This window comes from Citrobacter sp. wls716, from assembly GCF_005280975.1.
Taxonomy (GTDB): domain Bacteria; phylum Pseudomonadota; class Gammaproteobacteria; order Enterobacterales; family Enterobacteriaceae; genus Citrobacter; species Citrobacter youngae.
In genome coordinates this window covers 1-21,300 of record NZ_SZWX01000021.1, presented here as the reverse complement: position 1 = coordinate 21,300, position 21,300 = coordinate 1, and the positions used below count along the sequence as shown (strand labels likewise).

Here is a 21,300-nt window from a genome sequence, read left to right as displayed (position 1 = left end):
CCTTGTCGCATAACTGCACAAGGGGCCATTTTTTTACCTGCTTCCCTTCCCTGAATCATTTCTCAGAATTACAGATAAAAAAAACCGCCGGAGAAACCAGCGGTAAATGCTTGCATGGATAGATTTGTGTTTTGCTTTATACGTTATCTGGCAATTCCCTGCGAAGATAACGAATAGTCGGCTAACATATCATCGACAACCACAATGGAAGTTAAACGAAACGTAACTACAGCCGGTCTACACTGATAAAATTCACGCTCTGACGCGCGGTGTCAGTTGATCATTAGTGCCAACTAGCGTGATTTTCTCTTTTTCATCCATAAACATGCAGCGATTCCTGCCGGTTTGTTTCCCTTCATACATGGCTCTGTCAGCACGTCCAAGACCGTTGTCCAGCGTTTCACCCTGTTGAACTCTGGTAATGCCAGCCGTTACCGTTATGCCGATTTCGCCTTCTGGATAAGGGATTTTTTTCTGGCCAATCAGATGACAAAGACGCAACCCTGCCTGGCATGCCTGCTCGTCCGTTTTGGTTCGGATGATGACAATAAACTCCTCACCACCATAGCGATAAGCAACCTCATCGTATCGAGTCCATGCTAATAAATTTGACGCCAGACTGCGCAACACCATGTCACCAACCAGATGTCCGTAGGTATCATTAACATGTTTAAAACGGTCGATATCCAGCAACAATATGTACAGGTTAAGCGGCTCAGCATCGAGTAACTGCTGGTCAAACGACTCATCAAGCATTCTTCTGCCAGGCAAACCTGTTAACACATCAATATTACTGCGGATAGTCAGTAAATATATTTTGTAGTCCATGACCGCAGACGTAAATCCCAGTAACGCATCCTGGAAACTGTCGAAATGCCATGAATGGCTACGCTCTTCCACGATTGCCAATAGCAATTCCTTGCCTAACAAATGCATTTTCTCATGTGTCGCGTGAATATTGCTGACATAACTGCATTCATCATCATCGTGCTGTGGATGGTCTTTGAGCCACTGCCCAAATTGACAAACAGTGTGAGAGTCATCGCCCGAAATATCAGGCTGAGTAACATCTGATGACACCACACAGCGGAACATTTTCACTAGCCACTTATAATGAGCATCAATTGATTTGTTAAGTTCGATTAAAATTACATCTATTTCCTGCGTTCTTCTGATCATCACGGTTTCCTTCCCTGTATGAACATTTAGACATGGGCATTTTAGCGCCAAAAAGGAAAACTTATGTAAATTTTTTAATAGTAATTAATATTAAGGAAAGAAAACAAAGATTACTTCGCATGATAATAAATTAACTTGAAATTAAAATAATCATGATAATCAATGCGATAGATTTTATTCTATTTTTCTTTTTTATATTTAATGGAACCGAACATCCATGAGTTAAATCTCAAAAATAACGATAATATTAACCGCATGAAATGTGATATTTGAGAACGATTTCCTCAATGAACGGCTTCGTGGTAAAGAATCTGCCCGCCCATACCTGAAATCAGCTTATCTACCCGAATATAATCCTTATAGAAAAAAGAGGGAGCATCATCCCAGTGACAGAGCGCGATTTCACGCTTCAGATATGTGTCATAGTAGATAAGTTGCATATCGTTTTGGGGAAGATATTCCCTCATAGATATATCATTTCAATCTTAATGTGTACCGACTGATAAATTTATATGGCACACCGTGACACGTACCTTTGGGAATCAAGGATCGGCGTTAATAGAAGCTATACGTTGATGTATGAAGCGCCCCATTGAACTCACAGCACAAAGCGGACAATCTAACTGAGCCAAAGATCCACGGTGAGCGAACAGCGGAAGTTCGCAGATGATTTTACTTCTGATGAAGGCGCTTCTTAAATCGTTGTGTGTTAAACAACGGTGTGTAAGTCAGTTCATCACTTTCACCTTACCTTCTCATCTATCAATCCGTTTTTATTAAAGAAATTTCTCATTCTGCCGATTCAACATTAGGAGCTGTATATATGGCGGGGTCGTGTATGCCGCCAACAGCAACAGACGCTAGATGCGCGGTATAGTTTTAAGTTGGGCGATCGCGCAATGTGTTGAAAGGATATGCAGTCTACCTGCCTGCCGCAACCCAACTGAGTAAAACGAATTAACTTCAAAGGATTCTGCATGTCTGCTGTTATTGAGACCTCCGGACAGGTCTACAAGAAAATCTCACAAGAAGTTGGACGCATTCTCGATAATCTTACTAAGCCTGTAACCGACACTGCGCTAAAGAAAGCCAACGACCAGGCCCGTCTTCAACTTGAAAGTTTCCAGACACGGTTAAATGAAGCCATCGAAAGCTTGAGCGCGAATGCAGAGTGGGAGACGTTTACTATCGCCTTCTATGGCGAAACAAACGCCGGAAAATCAACAGTTATTGAGGCACTGCGCATCCTGCTTAAGGAAGAATCTAAACTCGCCAGACAAGATGCTTTTCGCAGGTATCAGCAACAACATAATCTCTCGCCTGAGATTCTTGAAAACAGCGACCGGCTGTTGAAAGACAATGAGACCCGGACCGAGGCCCTTAGCCGGGCTTTAGCAGAATTACGAGGAAGTTATGCTGCGCGGGAAGCTGAACTTGAGAAAGAATTGTCGCTACTGAGCACGCTTATCGAAGATCAGAAAAAGCATTGGTCCGCAATACGTCGACTGATAGCCCTATACATTCTGTCCCCAGAGCAAAAGCAACAACAACAGCTGAGGAAGCGACAGCTGGCATTGGACGCTGAAATTAGTCAGGCAACACAACCCTTAACAAGCCAGCAAGCGGAATGCGACAGAGAGCGGCAGACGATTATAGAGCTAAGGGCAAGAATGGAGAACCAACTTGGCGAACTAAGCGCGCTGGCGGATGGTGAAATCATCGGCACTGGTCTGTCAGACTTCACTCTGGACGCCACTCTTTATCCTTTCGAAGCCCATGGCCAGCGTTTTGCTCTACTGGATATTCCTGGTATTGAAGGTAAAGAGAGCAAGGTGCTCGAACAAATTAAGCGAGCGGTCGAGAAAGCGCATGCGGTGTTTTATGTAACCAGCAAAGCAACTGCGCCGCAGAAAGGTGATGAAGAAAATCCCGGAACACTGGAGAAAATTAAATCACACCTTAATGCACAGACCGAGGTCTGGACATTGTTTAATAAGCGTGTGACAAATGCGATGGGTCTTAGCAAACCTTTGGTGGATCAAGATGAAGCGCAGAGTATCAAGGATCTTAATGAAAAAATGCGCGAACAACTGGGTGACAACTATCGAGATACGCTGGTTGTCAGTGCCATGCCAGGGTTTCTCAGTGTGGCTGAACATTTGGTGCCTGGTGGGTCGCACATTAAAAGCCGCGATAAATTTCTAAAATCCTTTACCAGAGAACAGTTACTTGAGAAAACGGGCGTTGCGGAACTTGCGCGCGTATTAACACAGCAGCTCGTGACCGACAGCAAAGAAAAAATTACCCGCTCAAATACCCAAAAAACTCGTATTGTGCTGGATGATATTGCTGCACAAGTGACTACGCTGCAACAGGACACCTATGCCGGGCTTGCCAGTCAGTTCAGTGATAAAAAAGACAGTGCGCATAAGCAGCTTGACCTTGCTCTGAAGTCACTGTACCAGCGACTGATTGACCGAGCTGATGAGGGAATTAGCCAGTTCCGTAATCAGGCACGGGAACAAGTTTATCAGGCCATTGACGGTGACATTAGCACCGACCGTTTTAAAAGTGAGCTGGAGTCTGCCATCAGCAGGGAGCACGGTAAGCTTGAAAAATCCCTCCCAGAAGCACTGAAAAAAGAGCTCGAACGTTTTCAGCTTGAGACTAGCGACATCATTGAGCAATTCCAGCAGCACGCTCACGAAATACTCGACACCTTCGCAAGCCTGCAAAAACATCAGTTCAGTAATGAGTTTCCACTCACCATTGATATTGATAATGGCATCAAGGTCTCAGGGCTATTGGCATCGCTTGCAGGAGGTGCGCTGTTATTTTGGAACCCCGCGGGGTGGCTAGTCCTTGCCCCTGCACTCGCAAGCCTTGCCTTTGCGGCTTACAAGGCGGTGCGCAGCTTTTTCAGCTCCAACTACAAAATGTCGCAACAGAAGCAGTCAACTGACAAAAATCTCAGCAATGTGGCCTCTCATATGAATGACACAATCTTAGAAGGTATCGAAAAGGCCTTCCCTGAATTGAAGAAGAAAATAGCCGAACTCAAAGTAATGTTGGAAGCACCGGTACAGCAGGTATCGAGCATAAATGAGATTTTGACTCAGGCGGCCGCAGCGTTGCGCCTGTTATCTAATGAAATTGATTTTTCTGGAGCTAAGTAATGGAAAAAACGCTTGAGGCTTTTAAAGCGCAACAGTTACGCAATATTTACATTTTGGATGAACTGACTGCATTTCTCGAACAGGGAGAAAAGGTCGGTGTCCCGGTCGATGTGCAACTTATTCATAAAATTGAGGCGGCCAAAGAGAATGCTGCGAATGGGAAATTAAAAATCGCTCTGATCGGTGGTTTTTCCGAAGGTAAAACCTCCATTGCAGCGGCATGGATGGGGCGTCTGGATAAAGCCAGCATGAACATCAGCCATCAGGAGTCATCCAACGAAGTCAAAGTGTACGACGTGGGTTCTGATTTTGTTCTGATCGATACGCCTGGGCTGTTTGGTTTTAAAGAGCAGTTCAATGAGGACACCCGAGTCGTCGAAAAATACAAGGACATGACAAAAAAGTATATCAGCGAGGCACATCTGATCCTCTACGTAATGAACTCCACCAACCCGATTAAAGAAAGCCACAAGGCCGACCTTGAATGGTTGTTCCGCACACTGAACTTGCTCGATCGAACGGTGTTTGTGCTTAGCCGTTTTGATGAGGTAGCGGACGTAGAGGACGAAGAGGATTACACGTCCAATATGCTGGTGAAACGCCAAAATGTGAGTTCTCGTCTTAGTGACCTGATTGCGCTGACCCAGCAGGAACGTGATGCGCTCAGTATTGTTGCTGTTGCGGCCAACCCCTTTGATATGGGAACGGAATATTGGCTGGAGAACCCTGAGAAATTCCTGGCCCTGTCCCACATCGTCGAATTGCAGGATGCGACGAGTTACAAAATCGAGCGCAGCGGCGGTGCACTGGCACTGTGTGAAGAGACGAAAAAGAGCGTAATAAAGGATATTTTGTTCCGGAAACTTCCTGAGGCGATCGCTAACGATGATCGTATTAAGAAGGAGGTTGAAGGTCTTGCATCGATGCATACCCGGATCTCTAAAGAGCTACTCATGATGCAACGCGACATCACTGACGCCCGCATCAGTTTGAAAACCTTCGTTACTGATTACTTCAAAGATTTGATTTTGAGGGCCAAAGGCCTAAGTCTCGAAACCTATGTGGAATTTTTCGAGAACGAAATAGGCGAAAAAGGCATCGTGATTAATACCCGTCTCGAAAACGAGTTTGACCGTCGTGTCCAGTCCGTTAACAATGCTATCCGGAAAATGCATCTGGGCTACAGTGCGGAGATTAATCATTACAACGGCAATATTGCAGCCATGGGTAAGCAAGGGCTGAATTACATCGTTAAGAGTAATTTCATCAACAGTACAACCGTGATTGCGGCGCGTGATGGCGTGGTAACGGTTGGCAAAATGGCCGGATTAGAACTGGGAAAATTTCTGAAATTTAAGCCCTGGGGTGCCATAAAATTTGCAAAAGGCATGAACGGCGCGCTGGTATTTGTCGGCGTTGCGCTTGAACTCTGGGATACCTATAACCAAGCGAAGCGTGAAGAAGAGTTCAAGAAAATGATTGAAACCATGGTGGGAAATTTTAATCAGCAGCGCGAGGGGTTAATTAATTCGCTGGAAGAGAATGATTTTGACCGTAAGCATTTTACCGGCTTCGCACAGATGCAGGACGAAATGATCAACCTTGAGACAACGATGCAGGCGATCCGCGAGCGACAATCCCTTTTTTCCCGCTGGCGCGCGGATGTGGAAGCGATTGACGCTGAATACACGCGTGCGAATGACTGAGTCTGGAAGAAACCTGGATGGGGCACGGAGGGTTGTAATATGCTTGGCCCAGATACGTTTTCAAATGTTGCCTTGAAGATGGCGCAGGCCTTATTTCTTTAACTTTTAAAGTTCTAAATGGATCTTGGCCTTCGCCCTCGCCTTTAGCACAATAGGCACCTAAGAGTTAGCCGTGGAAGCTGGAGTGCTCTCTGCCACGGCTTGAATTCCTCGTGCGATTAATCTTTATAAGTGAAGCAGCGTTGAGTTCTTCAGGCTGACTCAACTTAACGCAAGTGGCAGTCGCTAACAACATTCGCTTCTGGCACAGAGCGGGCGAAGGTACTCCCCCCAGAAAATTTTGCAGAATTTAAGGATTCATTTTAGGGATGAATTTTGGGCAAGAAAAAATCACGCTAAAAACCGGGCATCGCGCCCGGTTCAATTTTTTGGCAGACAATGCCTTAGGCGCTCAAACCACGATGTTTGAGCATTGGCTCCATTTTTGGATCTCGGCCGCTCCATTGGCAATAAAGCTCAGCTAAGTCAGTGCTGTTACCACGGGACAAAATCGCTTCGCGGAATTTCTGCCCGTTTTCACGGGTCAATCCGCCCTGCTCTACAAACCACTGATAGCCGTCATCGGCCAACATTTGCGTCCATAAATAGGCATAATACCCTGCGGCATAGCCACCACCGAAGATATGGGCAAAATAGCTGCTGCGATAACGCGGCGGTACAGCCTGCAGATCCAATCCTTCCGCAGCCAGGGCCTGCTGCTCAAATTCATCAACTGACAGCGATGACACACACTGCTCCAGGCTGTGCCAGCGCATATCCAGCAATGCAGCACTGAGAAGCTCCGTCATATCATAGCCTTTGTTAAACAAGCTGGCCCGTTGCATCTTCTCCAGCAATGGCTGGGGCATTTTTTCACCCGTTTCAACATGGCGAGCATAACGCGCGAAAACCTGCGGATCACTCGCCCAGTGTTCGTTTATCTGCGACGGGAATTCGACGAAATCACGCGGGGTATTCGTGCCCGACAGCGTCGCATACCGTTGGCTGGCAAACAGACCATGTAACGTGTGTCCGAACTCATGGAACAACGTGATGACATCATCCCACAGCAGCAAGGCGGGTTGGCCCTGAGCAGGTTTCTGATAATTGCAGACGTTGTAAATTACCGGCCTGGTTTCATTTTGCAGAGATTGCTCAACAAAATTTCCCATCCAGGCACCACCGCTTTTTGATTCACGGGCAAAGAAATCACCATAAAATAGCGCCAGTCCTACGCCATCATGATCGAAAATCTCCCAAACCCGTACATCCGGATGATAAACAGGGATGTCAAAGCGCTCGATGAATTTAATGCCAAATAGCTGGTTTGCTGTCCAGAAAACACCTTCATTCAGCACCGTATCCAGGGCAAAGTAAGGTTTAAGCAGAGCTTCATCAAGAGCATATTTTTCACGACGCACCTGCTCGGCATAAAATGCCCAGTCCCAGGCCTCAACCTCGAATTGTCCCTGTTGCTGATTAATCGCTTTCTGAATTTCAGCCTGCTCATTCAGCGCGCGTTGACGTGCTGCGGGCACGATCGCCCGCATAAAAGAAAGTGCCGCTTCTGGCGTTTTCGCCATCTGGTCGGCAATTTTCCAGGCAGCAAAATTCGCAAAACCCAGTAATGTTGCCTGCTCTCTGCGGATCTCCACCAGCCGTTTAATGATAGCGCGAGTATCGTTGGCATCATTTTTTTCCGCCCGCGTCCATGCCTGGGTAAACAGGTTTTCTCGTGTCTGTCGATCGCGTAACGCAGCAAGTGCCGGTTGTTGTGTGGTGTTCAATAGTGGGATAACCCAGCGAACCTCAAGTCCTTTGTCGCTGGCGGCTTGCGCCGCAACGGCAATTTCTTCTGCGCTGAGTCCGTCAAGCTGCCGGACATCATCCACGATCAGTGCACCCGCTTTGTTCGCCGCCAGCAGACGCTGATTGAACTGGCTGGTTAACGTCGCCGACTCCGTATTTAGCGCTTTCAGGCGTGCTTTATCGGCATCATTAAGACATGCACCAGCCAACACAAAGCGTTGGTGAACCACCTCCAACAGACGCAATGATTCACCTTCCAGCGCCAGCGAAGAGCGTTGCTGCCAGACGGCATCTATACGCGCAAAAAGTGCGTCATTGAGATAGATATCATTGGCCAGCGCGGCCAGTTCGGCGGAGAACTCCTCGTCAAGACGCTGCAGCTCATCGTTGGTATGCGCTGCCGTCATCGCAAAGAAAACGCTGGTGACGCGCGTCAACAACGCCCCACTTTGCTCAAGCGCCAGCAACGTATTTGTGAAATCAGGAGCCTGTTGGTTTTGCACAATCGCCGCTATTTCAGCGCGCTTTTGTTTCACACCTTCATCAAACGCGGGCCGATAATGGCAATCTTCAATCTGATCAAATTGCGGTGCCTGGTAAGGTAATGTGCTGTGGTGCAAAAAAGGATTTGTTAACGACATCTTTTCCTCCTGAAAACGATTTGTTTACTAGAGTAGGCCTCCCAGGATTTGACCGCAATCTCGTTAAGCAGGAATAGCTCTGAACAGAAATGACGTGCTATGGTAGTACTACATAAAAAGCGTTGAGGAACAGTGAGATGATCGTTTTAGTAACCGGAGCAACAGCAGGTTTTGGTGAGTGCATTACGCGTCGTTTTATTGAGAATGGGCATAAAGTTATTGCCACCGGACGCCGCCAGGAACGTCTGCAGGAACTGAAAGATGAACTGGGTAATAATCTGTATATCGCCCAGCTTGACGTACGCAATCGCGCATCCATTGAAGAGATGCTGGACGCCCTGCCTGCCGAATGGCGCAATATCGATATCCTGGTCAACAATGCCGGTCTGGCGCTGGGTCTTGAGCCAGCCCACAAAGCGAATGTCGATGACTGGGAAACCATGATCGATACCAACAACAAAGGCCTGATTTATATGACTCGTGCCGTTCTGCCTGGCATGGTCGAGCGTAACCGCGGACACATAATTAATATCGGCTCTACCGCCGGTAGCTGGCCGTACGCTGGCGGGAACGTTTATGGTGCAACCAAAGCGTTTGTTCGTCAGTTTAGTCTGAACCTGCGTACAGACTTACACGGCACGGCGATCCGCGTTACCGACATTGAACCCGGACTGGTTGGCGGTACCGAGTTCTCTAATGTGCGTTTCAAAGGCGACGATGATAAAGCAGGTAAAACCTACGAAAATACCACTGCACTGACTCCGCAAGATGTCACTGAAGCTGTATGGTGGGTTGCTTCGTTACCGGCTCATGTCAACATCAATACCCTTGAGATGATGCCAGTCACCCAGTCTTTTGCCGGGCTTAGCGTGCATCGAAGCTAAATGAGATACCCGGCCTTGTGCCGGGTATAGAAAGCGCTCGATAAGTGATAAAATAGCCGGGTTAACTCTCTAATAAGTAAGAATGAATGACCGTAGAAACGCAGCTCAACCCTACACAGCCGGTAAATCAACAGATTTACCGTATTCTTCGCAGCGATATCGTGCATTGTCTGATTGCACCTGGTACGCCATTGTCGGAGAAAGAGGTTTCCGTACGCTTTAACGTGTCTCGCCAGCCGGTACGAGAAGCATTCATCAAACTGGCAGAAAACGGTTTGATTCAGATCCGTCCACAACGTGGCAGTTACGTGAATAAGATCTCGCTGTCGCAGGTGCAAAATGGCTGTTTTGTACGTCAGGCCATTGAGTGTGCCGTAGCCCGCCGCGCCGCCTCGATGATCACCGATAACCAGTGCTATCAACTGGAACAGAATCTGCACCAGCAACGCATTGCCATCGACCGTAAGCAGCTCAACGATTTCTTCCAGCTTGATGATGAGTTTCATCAGAAGCTGGCATTAATCGCTGATTGCCAGCTTGCCTGGGACACCGTCGAGAATATTAAAGCCACGATTGACCGTGTGCGCTATATGAGTCTGGATCATGTCTCCCCACCTGAAATGCTACTTCGTCAGCACCATGATATCTTTGCAGCGCTGGTAAAACATGATGGCGATGCCGTCGAGCATGCAATGATGCTGCATCTACAGGAAATTAGCGAATCTGTTCAGCTTATTCGTCAGGAAAATAGCGACTGGTTTAGCGAAGACTAATACGTAGCTCACCTCTCACTGAGGTGAGTTTCCCCGAACAATTCCCTCTCTTGCATATCCCGATAAAAAAAGCTGTGATTTTGATCGAAAACAAAAAAAATCATTAACGAGAAGCGTATTTATATTGCGCCCGTTACGTGGGACTAAAAGCCCACGGGCTTTGACGGTAAGTTGGAAAGGAGAAAACACCATGAAAACATACGATCGTAACCGCAACGCAATCACCACTGGCAGCCGTGTCATGATTAGTGACACCGGACTCACCGGCCGTATTACAGCCATTGACACCGATGGCCTGACCGCTGAGCAAATCCGCCGCGGTAAAACAGTGGAAATCGAAGGATGTGAAGGCAAATATGCCCCCCTCGAACTGATTCGTTTAGGCATGAACTAATTGGTGTGAATGCCAAAAACAATGCGCCATCTGGCTGTCGTTAAAGCCGGATGGCGACATAAAGCGTTATCTTACTGACAGTAATTTCGCAGCATATTTTGCAACCGTTGCCTTCGCGCCTTCCGCCAGCAAAGTCAGGTACGCTTCTGTAACCCGCTTTTTAAACCGTTCAACCTGTGGCAGTTCGTCACCAAAAATAGCGTCAATAGCCAATAGCGCCTGCACACGATCTTCACCTTCGTGACTGTTCTGTACCGCTTTCTGGATCACTGGCAGCAGCGGATCGCTAATTTCAATGGCTTGTCCCTGTTCATCCACGCCCCCGACATAGCGCATCCAACCCGCCACACCGAGTGCAAGCAGATCAAAACCACTGCCGTGCACGATATGCCAACGCACAGAGTCAAGCATACGTTGCGGCAGTTTCTGACTACCGTCCATTGCAATCTGCCAGGTACGGTGGCGCAACGCCGGGTTGCTATAGCGGTCAATCAGTAAGTCGGCATAATGCTGAAGATCCACCCCTTTCACTTTTAATGTTGGCGCTTGCTCCTGCAGCATCAACGCGCGGGCGGCGACACGATAGTTCTCATCACCCATGCAGTCGTTGATGTGTTGATATCCTGCCAGGTAGCCGAGGTAAGCAAGGAAAGAGTGGCTGCCGTTAAGCATACGCAACTTCATCTCTTCGAACGGGATAACATCTGCCACCAGTTCAGCCCCGGCTTTTTCCCACTCTGGACGCCCTGCGACAAAGTTATCTTCAATGACCCACTGACGGAACGGTTCGCATGCCACACCCGCCGGATCGCGTACCCCGGTAAGTTGTTCAATTTTGTCCAGCGTATCTGCGGTTACCGCCGGGACAATACGGTCAACCATTGTTGACGGGAACGTCACATGTTGTTCGATCCATGCAGCCAGCTCAGCATCCACCGCGCGGGCATACGCAGTGACAACATTGCGCATCACATGGCCGTTTTCAGGCATGTTGTCGCAGGACATCACGGTAAACGCACCTAAACCTGCGGCTTTACGGCGTGCAAGTGCTTCAACCACCACACCCGGTGCCGTCTTCGGCTGTTTTGGGTTTTGCAGGTCGGCGACAATCATCGGGTTATCCAGCATCAATTGCCCGGTAGCCGGAGAATGGCAATACCCCTTCTCAGTTATGGTCAGGGAAACGATCGCCACCTGCGGTTCGCACAGCGCAGCCAGTACAGCTTCCAGACCATCAACCTGCGCATGCAACGCCTTTTTAACCACGCCAACAACTCTTGCGGTCCAGGCATCCGCAGACATTTCCGCAACGGTGTACAGGTTATCTTGCTGTTTCAAATCAGCAATCTGCTGCTCTCCACCAATCAGGTTTACTTCGCAGTATCCCCAGTCACTATTGTGATCTGCTGCCAGGATGTCAGCGTATACCCCCTGGTGTGCACGGTGGAAAGCACCGAACCCCAGATGAACAATACGCGGAACCAGTTTTGTACGATCGTAGCCAGGAAGTGCAGCCTTTGCCGCTAAGAGCTTGTTTTGCATTGTATGACCTACTTATCAATGAAATCAGGACTGTCTCAGAGTAACGCCTGTATGGTTGTATGTTTTGATTTGCATTAAACTTTCTATGATTGGTATGACATCATTTAAAGCTGTGTAATAGCATGATCAGGCCATCAGTTCAGACCTGACCATACCCTGTCCGTACTAGCCAGCCTGAGTGGCTCCAGCACGAACCGTCTCGGTTTTGCTCACTTCCGCAGCATCTTCCAGGACACTCAAATCACGGTCTTTCACTTCAGGCATTAGCAATGCTGAAACCAAACCAATCAGCGAGTAAGCCATAACCATCACCAGAATCGGCCACCAGGAATTTGTCATGTTGCAGAAAATACCGGCCAGAACAGGACCAAAACCAACGGCCACCAATCCACCGACCTCTTTTGAAATTGCCATTCGGGTGAAGCGATTACGCGCACCGAACATTTCAGCCATTGTGATATTTTCGAGTGCGAACAATCCCAGCACCGCAAAATTATGAATAACAATCAGCGCTGTCATAATGACGCCGGGGCTATACGTTTTATCTACAACAATCGATAACATGGGATAAGCAAGAATAATTGCAGATATATTCAGAATTATATATGGTAAACGGCGACCAAATTTATCTGACAACCACCCTAGTAAGGGTATTGTAATAAAACCAAGCACAGAACTAATCATTAAGGCATCTGTCGGTATTGATTTATCAAACAACAATGTTTGCACCAAATATCCGGCGAGGAAAGTCTGAATTAGACCTGAGTTACCCGCCTGTCCAAAACGTAAGCCGGTTGCCAACCAGAAAGATTTACTGGTAAACATTGCACCCAGCGTATTTTCTGACGGGTTATTCAATGCAGGTGCGTTTTCCTCATTATTAACTTTCTCAAATACTGGACTTTCTTTGAGATTCATTCGCAACCAGATGGCGAAAACCATAACCACTACACTCGCCAGAAACGGAATTCGCCAACCCCAGGCTAACAATTCCTCACGATCAAGGGCAAAGAACATCACGGCCCAGATTGCAGTAGCACTTAATGTGCCGCAGTTAGTTCCCATTGCAACAAGAGAGGAAATGATACCGCGCTTTCCTTTTGGTGCGTACTCAGCGAGCATTGTACCAGCCCCAGAGATTTCGGCCCCTGCACCGAGACCCTGCACAATACGCAGCGTCACCAGTAATACGGGCGCAAAGATACCGATTTGTGCATACGTTGGCAGTACGCCTATTAATGTTGTACAGATCCCCATCATGGTAATGGTAATAAACAGCACCTTTTTACGTCCAATGCTGTCGCCCATTTTGCCAAATATAAATGCTCCAACGATACGAGCAATATATCCCGCACCGTAGGTACCCATTGCCAGAATGAGTGCCATCGCGGCAGATTGCTCCGGGAAAAATATTTCATGAAATACCAGCGCGGCACCCAATGAATATAATTGGAAATCCATAAATTCGAGAGCTGTCCCTAACCACCCTGAAACGGCTGCTCTCACCAGATCTTTCGTTGACCTTTCGTGTTTTTCTTGATTCATATTGGCTATCTCTAAGAGGTAAGATGCGTACCACTTGCTCGCAGTTATTAATATTATTCAGTGAATGTGAGTAAAACTTTGCAGCAGTGCTGCTGATCTTTCTCAAACAATTCAATTGCGTCGGTAACGTGGTGATAGTCAAAAGTATGGGTAATAAGTTTATTGGGGTCGATAAGTCCTTTGACCAACCAATCAATAACAACCGGGAATTTATTTGCATTTAATCTTGAAGAATAGATTGAAAGCTCTTTCCCTGTAATACCTTGCTGCACAATCTGGCAAGGCTCGCTGGAGAATCCCATTAAAACTATACGCGCAGCCGGTGATGCCAGCGTGATAGCCTCCTGTAAAATGGATGGATGACAAGCCGCATCCACGATAATCGTAGGTTTCAGTGTCTTCTCAGCAAGAAAATCCTGCAATGATTGCTGCCCATTATTGACTGTCCAGTCAGCACCGCACTGTTTTGCCATCGTCAAACGTTCGTCAATTCTGTCTGCAATCACTACCGTTTTTACTTTATAGACATGTTTGAGTGCCTGAACAGTCGTGAGCCCCATAGGGCCTGCCCCGTAAATCAGTGCGATATCGTTCTCTGTTGGTTTAACTTGTCCGGTCACGTTTGCGGCGATGGTAAAAGGTTCGACCATAACGGCATGCTCATCGGGCACGGTATCGGGGATCGTCCAGGCATTTTTCGCCGGCACGACAGCGTACTCGCTGAAACCGCCATCCCGATGCACGCCCAGCACCACCAGCGATGTGCAAACGTTAGGTTTACCAATCGAACAGGGATAACAATGTCCACAACTGATAACCGGATCAACGGACACACGTTCACCTATACGCGAACGTTCAACCCCTTCACCTACAGCATCAATTACACCAAAGAATTCATGGCCAATAACTCGCGGATATTTCGCAAATGGATTATGTCCACGATAAATATGGCTGTCTGAACCGCAAATCCCCGCCAGTTTTACTTTTACCCGGACCTCTCCTGCTGAGGGTTCTGGTACTGGTCGCTGTGCGATAACAAGCGTATTCGGTTTTTCAATCACAATACTATTCATAACAAATCACTCCTTACCAGTTCCATAGCGTGCCATCTTCAAGACGGGCGACCGGCAGATATGCGGGATCGTACGGATATTTCGCTGCAAGTTTTTCGTCAAACTCAATACCGAGCCCTGGTTTGTCACCTGGATGCATGTAGCCGTTATCAAAGGTCCAGTTATGCGGGAACACTTCCAACATCTGTTCTGAGTACCCCATATATTCCTGCACCCCGAAATTGGGTACCCACAGATCGAAATGCAGCGCAGCGGCCATGCAGACTGGCGACAAATCGGAAGGTCCATGAGAACCCGTGCGTACCTGATAAAGTGAGGCAAAATCAGCAATACGACGCATACCGGTGATACCGCCTGCGTGGGTAATAGTGGTGCGAATATAGTCGATCAGCTGTTCTTCAATAAGCTGCTTGCAGTCCCAGATACTGTTGAACACTTCCCCTACCGCAATCGGCGTGACCGTATGCTGGCGAATCAGGCGGAAGCACTCTTGGTTTTCAGCGGGGGTAGGGTCTTCCATCCAGAACAAACGGTATTGTTCAATGCTCTTACCAAAACGAGCCGCTTCAATTGGCGTCAGACGGTGATGCATGTCATGCAGAAGATGTTCATCAAAACCAAATTTGTTGCGGACGGCTTCAAACAATTTCGGTGTGAAATCGAGATATTTCTCCGTCGACCACAGTTGTTCTTCCGGCCACTGGCCTTTGGTCGCAGGTTCGTAGGCCAGGCCTTTACCTTTAGACATTCCGTAGGTGGTCTTCATTCCCGGTACACCACACTGCACACGGATCGCTTTAAACCCCATCTCTTTATGACGCGCGTAATCCTCCAGCACATCATCAATGGAATGACCCGTTGTGTGACAGTACACCATGACGCCTTCGCGTGATGCGCCCCCCAGCAACTGGTACAACGGCATATTCGCCGCCTTCGCTTTGATATCCCACAGGGCCATATCCACCGCAGAAATCGCCGACATCGTTACCGGGCCGCGGCGCCAGTAAGCCCCCTTGTAGAAAAACTGCCAGATATCCTCAATTCGATGCGCATCACGTCCAATTAGCTGTGGACACACATGATCTTTCAGGTAGGACGCCACGGATAATTCACGCCCGTTCAGCGTGGCATCCCCTAATCCAGTGATCCCATCGTCTGTCGTGATTTTCAGCGTGACAAAATTACGTCCTGGACAGGTAACAAAAACTTCAGCCCCGACAATCTTCATTTTTTAATCCTTACATCTCTTCTTGTGATGCAGGAAATTTACCCAACTGAACTACTACCATACAAGTATGAAAATCAAAAAAACGCTCACTGATCACAAAAAAGGCGCTATGCGCGCCCCCATCCGGCAACGATGATCAACATCCCGCACAGTGCTACTAACGCGCCGGACCAGTCGTACAGGCTCAGTTTTACGCCATCGACAATGCGTAACCAGAGCAGTGCAGTCACCACGTAGACACCACCATACGCGGCATATACCCGCCCGCTCGCCGCCGGATGTAGCGTCAGCAACCAGACGAACAGCGCTAATGACACCCCAGCAGGAACCAGCAACCAGGCCGTCGCCCCACGCTTAAGCCAGAGCCAGGGTAAAAAGCAGCCAATGATTTCGCATAACGCGGTGACGAAGAAAAGTAATGTTGTCTTAAGCATTGAAGTAATTCAGTTACCTTCGGTTTAACCATGATACGACAGAATATGTCCAACGTATCCATATGCGCCCAGTGGGTATGCCCTGGCGCAGGAATAGTGTAGAATTTAACCCTGTTTTATCGTTTTTTTTCCCTTTCTCATTAAAGGAATTCGCCATGAAAATTACACTGACCAAACGCCTGTGTCTGACGGCCATGCTGACGCTGGCGGCGGCCGTGTACACCTCTTCCGTATTTGCTGAAACCAGTAAACTGGTCATAGAGTCCGGGGACAGTGCGCAAAGTCGTCAACAGGCTGCAATGGAAAAGGAACAGTGGAACGATACGCGTCAGTTGCGTCAGAAAGTCAACAAGCGTACAGAGAAAGAGTGGGACAAAGCCGACGCTGCTTTTGATAGCCGTGATAAATGCGAACAAAGCGCGAACCTGAATGCGTATTGGGAGCCTAACACCCTGCGTTGTCTCGATCGCCGCACTGGCCGCACCGTTGCCCCATAATCATTGTGCTCACTAGAAGATATTGAAAGGATACGATATGGCAAGCGCCCTCAGTGTAAAGCTGCGCCCGCTGGAGCGTGAAGATTTACGTTTCGTCCATCAGCTTGATAACAACGCCAGCGTCATGCGCTACTGGTTTGAAGAACCTTACGAAGCGTTTGTTGAGCTGTCAGACCTGTATGACAAACACATTCACGACCAAAGTGAACGCCGTTTTGTGGTCGAGTGTGACGGTGAGAAAGCCGGGCTGGTGGAGCTGGTTGAAATAAACCATGTGCACCGCCGGGCTGAATTTCAGATCATCATTTCCCCGGATTACCAGGGCAAAGGTCTGGCAACGCGCGCGGCAAAGCTGGCGATGGATTACGGTTTTACCGTGCTTAATTTATATAAGCTGTATCTGATCGTTGATAAAGAGAACGAAAAAGCCATTCACATCTACCGCAAACTTGGCTTTATGGTCGAAGGTGAATTGATTCATGAGTTCTTTATTAACGGCCAATATCGTAACACCATTCGCATGTGTATCTTCCAACAGCAATATCTGGCCAATCACAAAACACCGGGTTCCAACCTGTTACAACCTACCGCTCAGTAAAAACGGTTAGTAGTAATCAATGGTGTTTTCAATCGAGTAATGATGCTCAACTGCCGGCTTTACGCTTTCGTCAACGATAACCAGCTGGCAGTTGACCGGATTAACATACGAATCATACTCACAGGTTTGTTTGACGTTACCTAAAGGATGATCGTTCAGCATGCTTACTGCCGTGTAATCCAGTTTTTTCAATGGATCGGCTGACGGTTTAGCCTCAACCTGCAGCGTATTGTCCTTACTGACGGTGGTTTTGCCGAGCGGGTAGCCTTCCGCATCATACCGGTACTGCACCTTCATTTCTTTTCCCGTGGCGGACACAACAAAACCGTTATCGTCGGTATCCCACACTACGCCCGCAGAAGGCAGTTCCGCCAGTTGGCATTTCCCCTGTAAACGGATCCGTTTTTCCATCGTTTCGGCATCCCGATAGAAGTTCGCATCCAGCACTAACGCCATACCCGTATTATTTTCGACATCATGCAATTCCAGCGTATCAAAACAGCCTTCCTGCGAGAGCGTACCTGTGACGCGCTTAGTCACTTCGCCTTTGTCGTTGAGCAGTGTCTGACTAAAATCTTTCACCGGGCCGCGCAGCGGATCAAAATCAAATTCATTGGAGAAGCTGGCCATTTCCGGCGTAAAGGACACCAGCCCTTTGGCGTTATCACACCCAACCAACACGATACACAGGAAACCTAACAGGGTCTGTTTCTTCACATTTTTCACCGGGATAAGAAGATAATTCTCAATCATATTAGCAAATACAGTTATTTACACCAGAAATGCTAATCTTAGTTTATGTCGATCACGAAAGGAGTTGATGATGAAATACATAGCAGGAATTGCCGCGAGCTTATTACTGGTCGCTTCCCCGCAGATCCTGGCGGCACCCGCGTCATGTGAGCGCGTGAAGAGTGATATCGAGCAGCGCATTATTAATAATGGTGTCGCGGAATCCAGTTTCACGTTGAATATTGTTCCTAATGACCAGGCCGATCAGCCTGATTCACTGGTGGTCGGTCATTGTGCCAATGATACGCACAAGATCCTCTATACCCGAACTAACAGCGGTAACGCACCCGCAAACAGTAGCCCTTCTCAGGACGGTCACGTGGCTGAACCGCAATAAATTTTTACCCTCCGTTCGCGGAGGGTCACTCCTGTTTGATATGCATTAATAAGATTTACCTATAAATAGGTAGACTCTACTTCATTGTTAGCAAGCTAGTTATTTCGTTATAAAACAATGTATATAACGATAATTACAATGGAGTGGGTTATGTCTGAAGATGAGCAATATGGAGGTATTAGCCGCAGGACGTTAGTGAAATCCTCGGCTATAGGTTCACTGGCACTTGCTGCCGGAGGCCTGTCACTACCCTTTGGTATTCGTGCCGCTGCTGCTGCCGTACAGCAATCAGTGCAACCTGTTGAAGATAAAGCTGTCTGGAGTTCCTGTACGGTTAACTGCGGCAGCCGTTGCCTTTTACGTCTGCATGTGAAAGATGATGCAGTCTACTGGGTTGAATCTGACACGACCGGCGATGATACCTACGGTAACCACCAGGTTCGCGCCTGCTTGCGTGGTCGTTCGATTCGCCGTCGTATGAACCACCCTGACCGCCTCAAATACCCGATGAAACGCGTTGGCAAACGCGGTGAAGGTAAATTTGAGCGTATCAGTTGGGATGAAGCGCTGGATACCGTAGCCGGAAATCTGAAACGTATTTTGCATGATTACGGTAATGAAGCCGTTCACGTTCTTTACGGTACCGGTGTGGATGGCGGTAATATCACGAACTCCAACGTCCCCTACCGTTTGATGAATTCCTGTGGTGGCTATTTAAGCCGTTACGGGAGTTACAGCACCGCACAAATCAGCGCCGCCATGGGATATATGTTCGGTGCTAACGACGGTAACAGCCCCGACGATATCGCCAACACAAAGCTGGTTGTGATGTTTGGTAATAACCCAGCCGAAACGCGTATGAGCGGCGGTGGCGTAACCTGGTATGTCGAGCAGGCACGTGAGCGGTCAAATGCCAGAATGATCGTTATCGATCCACGCTACAATGACACCGCCGCAGGTCGTGAAGATGAATGGCTGCCTATTCGCCCAGGGACGGATGCTGCACTGGCCGCCGCAATCGGCTGGGTGCTGATCACAGAAGATCTGATTGATAAACCTTTCCTTGATAAATACTGCGTCGGCTACGATGAAACCACTCTCCCCGCCAGCGCACCGCGTAATGCGCACTACAAGGCCTATATATTAGGTGACGGCCCGGACGGAATTGCCAAAACACCGCAATGGGCATCTCAGATTACCAGCATCCCAGCAGACAAAATCATCCAGTTAGCGCGTGAAATCGGTTCGGCAAAACCGGCTTACATCTGCCAGGGCTGGGGACCACAACGCCATTCCAACGGTGAACAGACAGCCCGAGCAATCACCATGCTCTCTGTTTTAACAGGAAACGTGGGAATTAACGGCGGTAACTCCGGTATGCGTGAAGGGACGTGGGATCTGGGCGTTGAATGGTTCTCCATGTTAGAGAACCCGGTCAAAACACAGATATCGGTGTTCACCTGGACGGATGCTATCGATCATGGCGCAGAAATGACAGCCACCCGCGACGGTGTCCGTGGCAAAGATAAACTGGATGTGCCTATCAAGTTTATCTGGTGCTATGCCAGTAACACGCTCATCAACCAGCATGGCAATATTGCTCATACTCATGACGTTTTACAGGATGACAGTAAGTGCGAAATGATTGTCGGCATTGAGCACTTTATGACCGCATCGGCGAAGTACTGCGACATCCTGCTGCCGGATCTGATGCCTACTGAACAGGAAGATCTCATCTCACATGAGTCCGCCGGGAATATGGGCTATGTGATCCTCGGACAACCCGCTACCTCACCTAAATTTGAACGAAAACCCATCTACTGGATGTTAAGTGAAGTCGCTAAACGCCTGGGCCCGGACGTCTATCAAAAATTCACGGAAGGCCGCACCCAACACGAGTGGGTGAAATATCTGCATGCCAAAACCAAAGAACGTAACCCGGAAATGCCGGATTACGAAGAGATGAAAACGACCGGTATTTTCAAGAAAAAATGCCCGGAAGAACACTATGTTGCCTTCCGTTCATTCCGCGAAGATCCTGCGGCAAACCCGTTGAAAACGCCATCAGGGAAAATTGAGATTTACTCTGAAAGACTGGCCACCATTGCCGAGACATGGGAACTCAAGCAAGACGAGATTGTGCATCCGCTACCGGCTTATGCGCCAGGCTTTGACGGCTGGGACGACCCCAAACGCAAAACGTACCCGCTACAGCTCACCGGGTTCCACTATAAGGCGCGAACTCACTCAAGCTACGGCAACATTGATGTTTTACAACAGGCATGCCCGCAGGAAATCTGGATTAACCCCGTCGATGCTCGTTCACGTGGCATTCATCACGGCGATACGGTACGAGTGTTTAACAGCAATGGTCAGATGCTGATCGCCGCAAAAGTTACACCGCGTATTTTGCCCGGCGTGACAGCCATCGGCCAAGGCGCATGGCTCAATGCTGATATGTTTGGTGACCAGATCGATCACGGTGGTTCTATTAACATTCTCACGTCACATCGTCCTTCTCCGTTAGCGAAGGGGAATCCATCCCACAGTAATCTCGTTCAGGTTGAAAAGGCGTAAGGTGTAACCCATGACGACTCAATACGGATTTTTTATCGACTCCGCCCGTTGCACCGGTTGCAAAACTTGCGAACTG

17 protein-coding genes and 1 pseudogene are annotated in these 21,300 nt (G+C 48.3%); 10 read left to right on the top strand and 8 right to left on the bottom strand.

Annotation, left to right across the window (positions count from 1 at the left end):
- Window positions 1-252 precede the first annotated feature (252 nt).
- Window positions 253-1,179 carry a diguanylate cyclase gene (locus FDX24_RS02735; RefSeq protein WP_137363792.1) on the bottom strand — a complete coding sequence of 309 codons (927 nt, stop codon included), beginning with the start codon at window positions 1,177-1,179 and terminating at the stop codon, window positions 253-255.
- Between the two features lie 977 nt (window positions 1,180-2,156).
- Here FDX24_RS02735 and FDX24_RS02730 point away from each other — a divergent pair.
- Window positions 2,157-4,355 (top strand): hypothetical protein, encoded by a 2,199-nt coding sequence (locus FDX24_RS02730; RefSeq protein WP_137363791.1) that lies wholly within the window; start codon window positions 2,157-2,159, stop codon window positions 4,353-4,355.
- Window positions 4,355-6,061, top strand: a complete 1,707-nt coding sequence (locus FDX24_RS02725; RefSeq protein ID WP_137363790.1) for a LeoA/HP0731 family dynamin-like GTPase — start codon at window positions 4,355-4,357, stop codon at window positions 6,059-6,061. The genes FDX24_RS02730 and FDX24_RS02725 overlap by 1 nt, the downstream gene beginning before the upstream one ends.
- Before the next feature lie 443 nt (window positions 6,062-6,504).
- Here the strand turns inward: FDX24_RS02725 and dcp are convergent, their stop codons facing one another.
- Window positions 6,505-8,550 carry a peptidyl-dipeptidase Dcp gene (dcp, locus tag FDX24_RS02720; RefSeq protein ID WP_137363789.1) on the bottom strand — a complete coding sequence of 682 codons (2,046 nt, stop codon included), beginning with the start codon at window positions 8,548-8,550 and terminating at the stop codon, window positions 6,505-6,507.
- 137 nt (window positions 8,551-8,687) lie between these two features.
- Here dcp and ydfG point away from each other — a divergent pair, with 137 nt between their 5' ends.
- The 3 genes from ydfG (at window position 8,688) to ydfZ (ending at window position 10,601) form a co-directional block, all read left to right on the top strand.
- The gene (gene ydfG / locus FDX24_RS02715; RefSeq protein WP_048211705.1) at window positions 8,688-9,434 is read left to right on the top strand and encodes a bifunctional NADP-dependent 3-hydroxy acid dehydrogenase/3-hydroxypropionate dehydrogenase YdfG; all 747 of its coding nucleotides are present in this window, start codon (window positions 8,688-8,690) and stop codon (window positions 9,432-9,434) included.
- Between the two features lie 86 nt (window positions 9,435-9,520).
- The gene (locus tag FDX24_RS02710) at window positions 9,521-10,207 is read left to right on the top strand and encodes a GntR family transcriptional regulator (RefSeq protein ID WP_048211706.1); all 687 of its coding nucleotides are present in this window, start codon (window positions 9,521-9,523) and stop codon (window positions 10,205-10,207) included.
- A 190-nt stretch (window positions 10,208-10,397) separates the two neighbouring features.
- On the top strand, window positions 10,398-10,601 hold the full coding sequence (ydfZ, locus tag FDX24_RS02705) for a putative selenium delivery protein YdfZ (RefSeq protein ID WP_003032393.1): 204 nt from the start codon (window positions 10,398-10,400) through the stop codon (window positions 10,599-10,601).
- Between the two features lie 66 nt (window positions 10,602-10,667).
- Here the strand turns inward: ydfZ and FDX24_RS02700 are convergent, their stop codons facing one another.
- The 5 genes from FDX24_RS02700 to FDX24_RS02680 all read right to left on the bottom strand — a co-directional run bounded on the left by FDX24_RS02700 (window position 10,668) and on the right by FDX24_RS02680 (window position 16,423).
- Window positions 10,668-12,143: a mannitol dehydrogenase family protein gene (locus tag FDX24_RS02700; protein ID WP_061067875.1), complete on the bottom strand. Its 1,476-nt coding sequence runs from the start codon at window positions 12,141-12,143 to the stop codon at window positions 10,668-10,670.
- A 165-nt stretch (window positions 12,144-12,308) separates the two neighbouring features.
- On the bottom strand, window positions 12,309-13,688 hold the full coding sequence (locus FDX24_RS02695) for an MFS transporter (RefSeq protein ID WP_137363788.1): 1,380 nt from the start codon (window positions 13,686-13,688) through the stop codon (window positions 12,309-12,311).
- A 53-nt stretch (window positions 13,689-13,741) separates the two neighbouring features.
- Complete coding sequence (locus FDX24_RS02690) at window positions 13,742-14,761, bottom strand: Zn-dependent oxidoreductase (RefSeq protein ID WP_061067874.1); 1,020 nt, start codon at window positions 14,759-14,761, stop codon at window positions 13,742-13,744.
- A gap of 13 nt (window positions 14,762-14,774) precedes the next feature.
- Window positions 14,775-15,989 carry a starvation-sensing protein RspA gene (rspA, locus tag FDX24_RS02685; RefSeq protein ID WP_048211709.1) on the bottom strand — a complete coding sequence of 405 codons (1,215 nt, stop codon included), beginning with the start codon at window positions 15,987-15,989 and terminating at the stop codon, window positions 14,775-14,777.
- 107 nt (window positions 15,990-16,096) lie between these two features.
- Entirely contained in the window at window positions 16,097-16,423 is a 327-nt protein-coding gene (locus FDX24_RS02680) for a YnfA family protein (protein WP_005121149.1), read from the bottom strand.
- A 155-nt stretch (window positions 16,424-16,578) separates the two neighbouring features.
- On the opposite strand from FDX24_RS02680, the gene FDX24_RS02675 reads away from it, so the two are divergent.
- Window positions 16,579-16,920 (top strand): DUF1283 family protein, encoded by a 342-nt coding sequence (locus FDX24_RS02675; protein WP_048211710.1) that lies wholly within the window; start codon window positions 16,579-16,581, stop codon window positions 16,918-16,920.
- 37 nt (window positions 16,921-16,957) lie between these two features.
- Window positions 16,958-17,518, top strand: a complete 561-nt coding sequence (gene speG, locus FDX24_RS02670; protein WP_137363787.1) for a spermidine N1-acetyltransferase — start codon at window positions 16,958-16,960, stop codon at window positions 17,516-17,518.
- A 6-nt stretch (window positions 17,519-17,524) separates the two neighbouring features.
- On the opposite strand, the gene FDX24_RS02665 is transcribed toward speG, so the two are convergent.
- Window positions 17,525-18,235 carry a YnfC family lipoprotein gene (locus tag FDX24_RS02665; RefSeq protein ID WP_137363786.1) on the bottom strand — a complete coding sequence of 237 codons (711 nt, stop codon included), beginning with the start codon at window positions 18,233-18,235 and terminating at the stop codon, window positions 17,525-17,527.
- A gap of 103 nt (window positions 18,236-18,338) precedes the next feature.
- On the opposite strand from FDX24_RS02665, the gene FDX24_RS02660 reads away from it, so the two are divergent.
- From FDX24_RS02660 to FDX24_RS02650, 3 genes and pseudogenes are all read left to right on the top strand, one after another.
- On the top strand, window positions 18,339-18,647 hold the full coding sequence (locus FDX24_RS02660) for a DUF1161 domain-containing protein (RefSeq protein WP_086523673.1): 309 nt from the start codon (window positions 18,339-18,341) through the stop codon (window positions 18,645-18,647).
- Window positions 18,648-18,785: 138 nt separating this feature from the next.
- A complete protein-coding gene (gene ynfF / locus FDX24_RS02655; RefSeq protein ID WP_137363785.1) occupies window positions 18,786-21,224 on the top strand; it encodes a selenate/tellurate reductase subunit YnfF in 2,439 nt (812 codons plus the stop codon).
- 10 nt (window positions 21,225-21,234) lie between these two features.
- A pseudogene (locus FDX24_RS02650) lies at window positions 21,235-21,300 on the top strand (dimethyl sulfoxide reductase subunit B); the annotation flags it as partial.

Coding starts and splice junctions, on each gene's coding strand:
- FDX24_RS02735 (WP_137363792.1), bottom strand. CDS start 1,179: ATGATCAGAAGAACGCAGGAAATAGATGTAATTTTAATCGAACTTAAC.
- FDX24_RS02730 (WP_137363791.1), top strand. CDS start 2,157: ATGTCTGCTGTTATTGAGACCTCCGGACAGGTCTACAAGAAAATCTCA.
- FDX24_RS02725 (WP_137363790.1), top strand. CDS start 4,355: ATGGAAAAAACGCTTGAGGCTTTTAAAGCGCAACAGTTACGCAATATT.
- dcp (WP_137363789.1), bottom strand. CDS start 8,550: ATGTCGTTAACAAATCCTTTTTTGCACCACAGCACATTACCTTACCAG.
- ydfG (WP_048211705.1), top strand. CDS start 8,688: ATGATCGTTTTAGTAACCGGAGCAACAGCAGGTTTTGGTGAGTGCATT.
- FDX24_RS02710 (WP_048211706.1), top strand. CDS start 9,521: ATGACCGTAGAAACGCAGCTCAACCCTACACAGCCGGTAAATCAACAG.
- ydfZ (WP_003032393.1), top strand. CDS start 10,398: ATGAAAACATACGATCGTAACCGCAACGCAATCACCACTGGCAGCCGT.
- FDX24_RS02700 (WP_061067875.1), bottom strand. CDS start 12,143: ATGCAAAACAAGCTCTTAGCGGCAAAGGCTGCACTTCCTGGCTACGAT.
- FDX24_RS02695 (WP_137363788.1), bottom strand. CDS start 13,688: ATGAATCAAGAAAAACACGAAAGGTCAACGAAAGATCTGGTGAGAGCA.
- FDX24_RS02690 (WP_061067874.1), bottom strand. CDS start 14,761: ATGAATAGTATTGTGATTGAAAAACCGAATACGCTTGTTATCGCACAG.
- rspA (WP_048211709.1), bottom strand. CDS start 15,989: ATGAAGATTGTCGGGGCTGAAGTTTTTGTTACCTGTCCAGGACGTAAT.
- FDX24_RS02680 (WP_005121149.1), bottom strand. CDS start 16,423: ATGCTTAAGACAACATTACTTTTCTTCGTCACCGCGTTATGCGAAATC.
- FDX24_RS02675 (WP_048211710.1), top strand. CDS start 16,579: ATGAAAATTACACTGACCAAACGCCTGTGTCTGACGGCCATGCTGACG.
- speG (WP_137363787.1), top strand. CDS start 16,958: ATGGCAAGCGCCCTCAGTGTAAAGCTGCGCCCGCTGGAGCGTGAAGAT.
- FDX24_RS02660 (WP_086523673.1), top strand. CDS start 18,339: ATGATGAAATACATAGCAGGAATTGCCGCGAGCTTATTACTGGTCGCT.
- ynfF (WP_137363785.1), top strand. CDS start 18,786: ATGGAGTGGGTTATGTCTGAAGATGAGCAATATGGAGGTATTAGCCGC.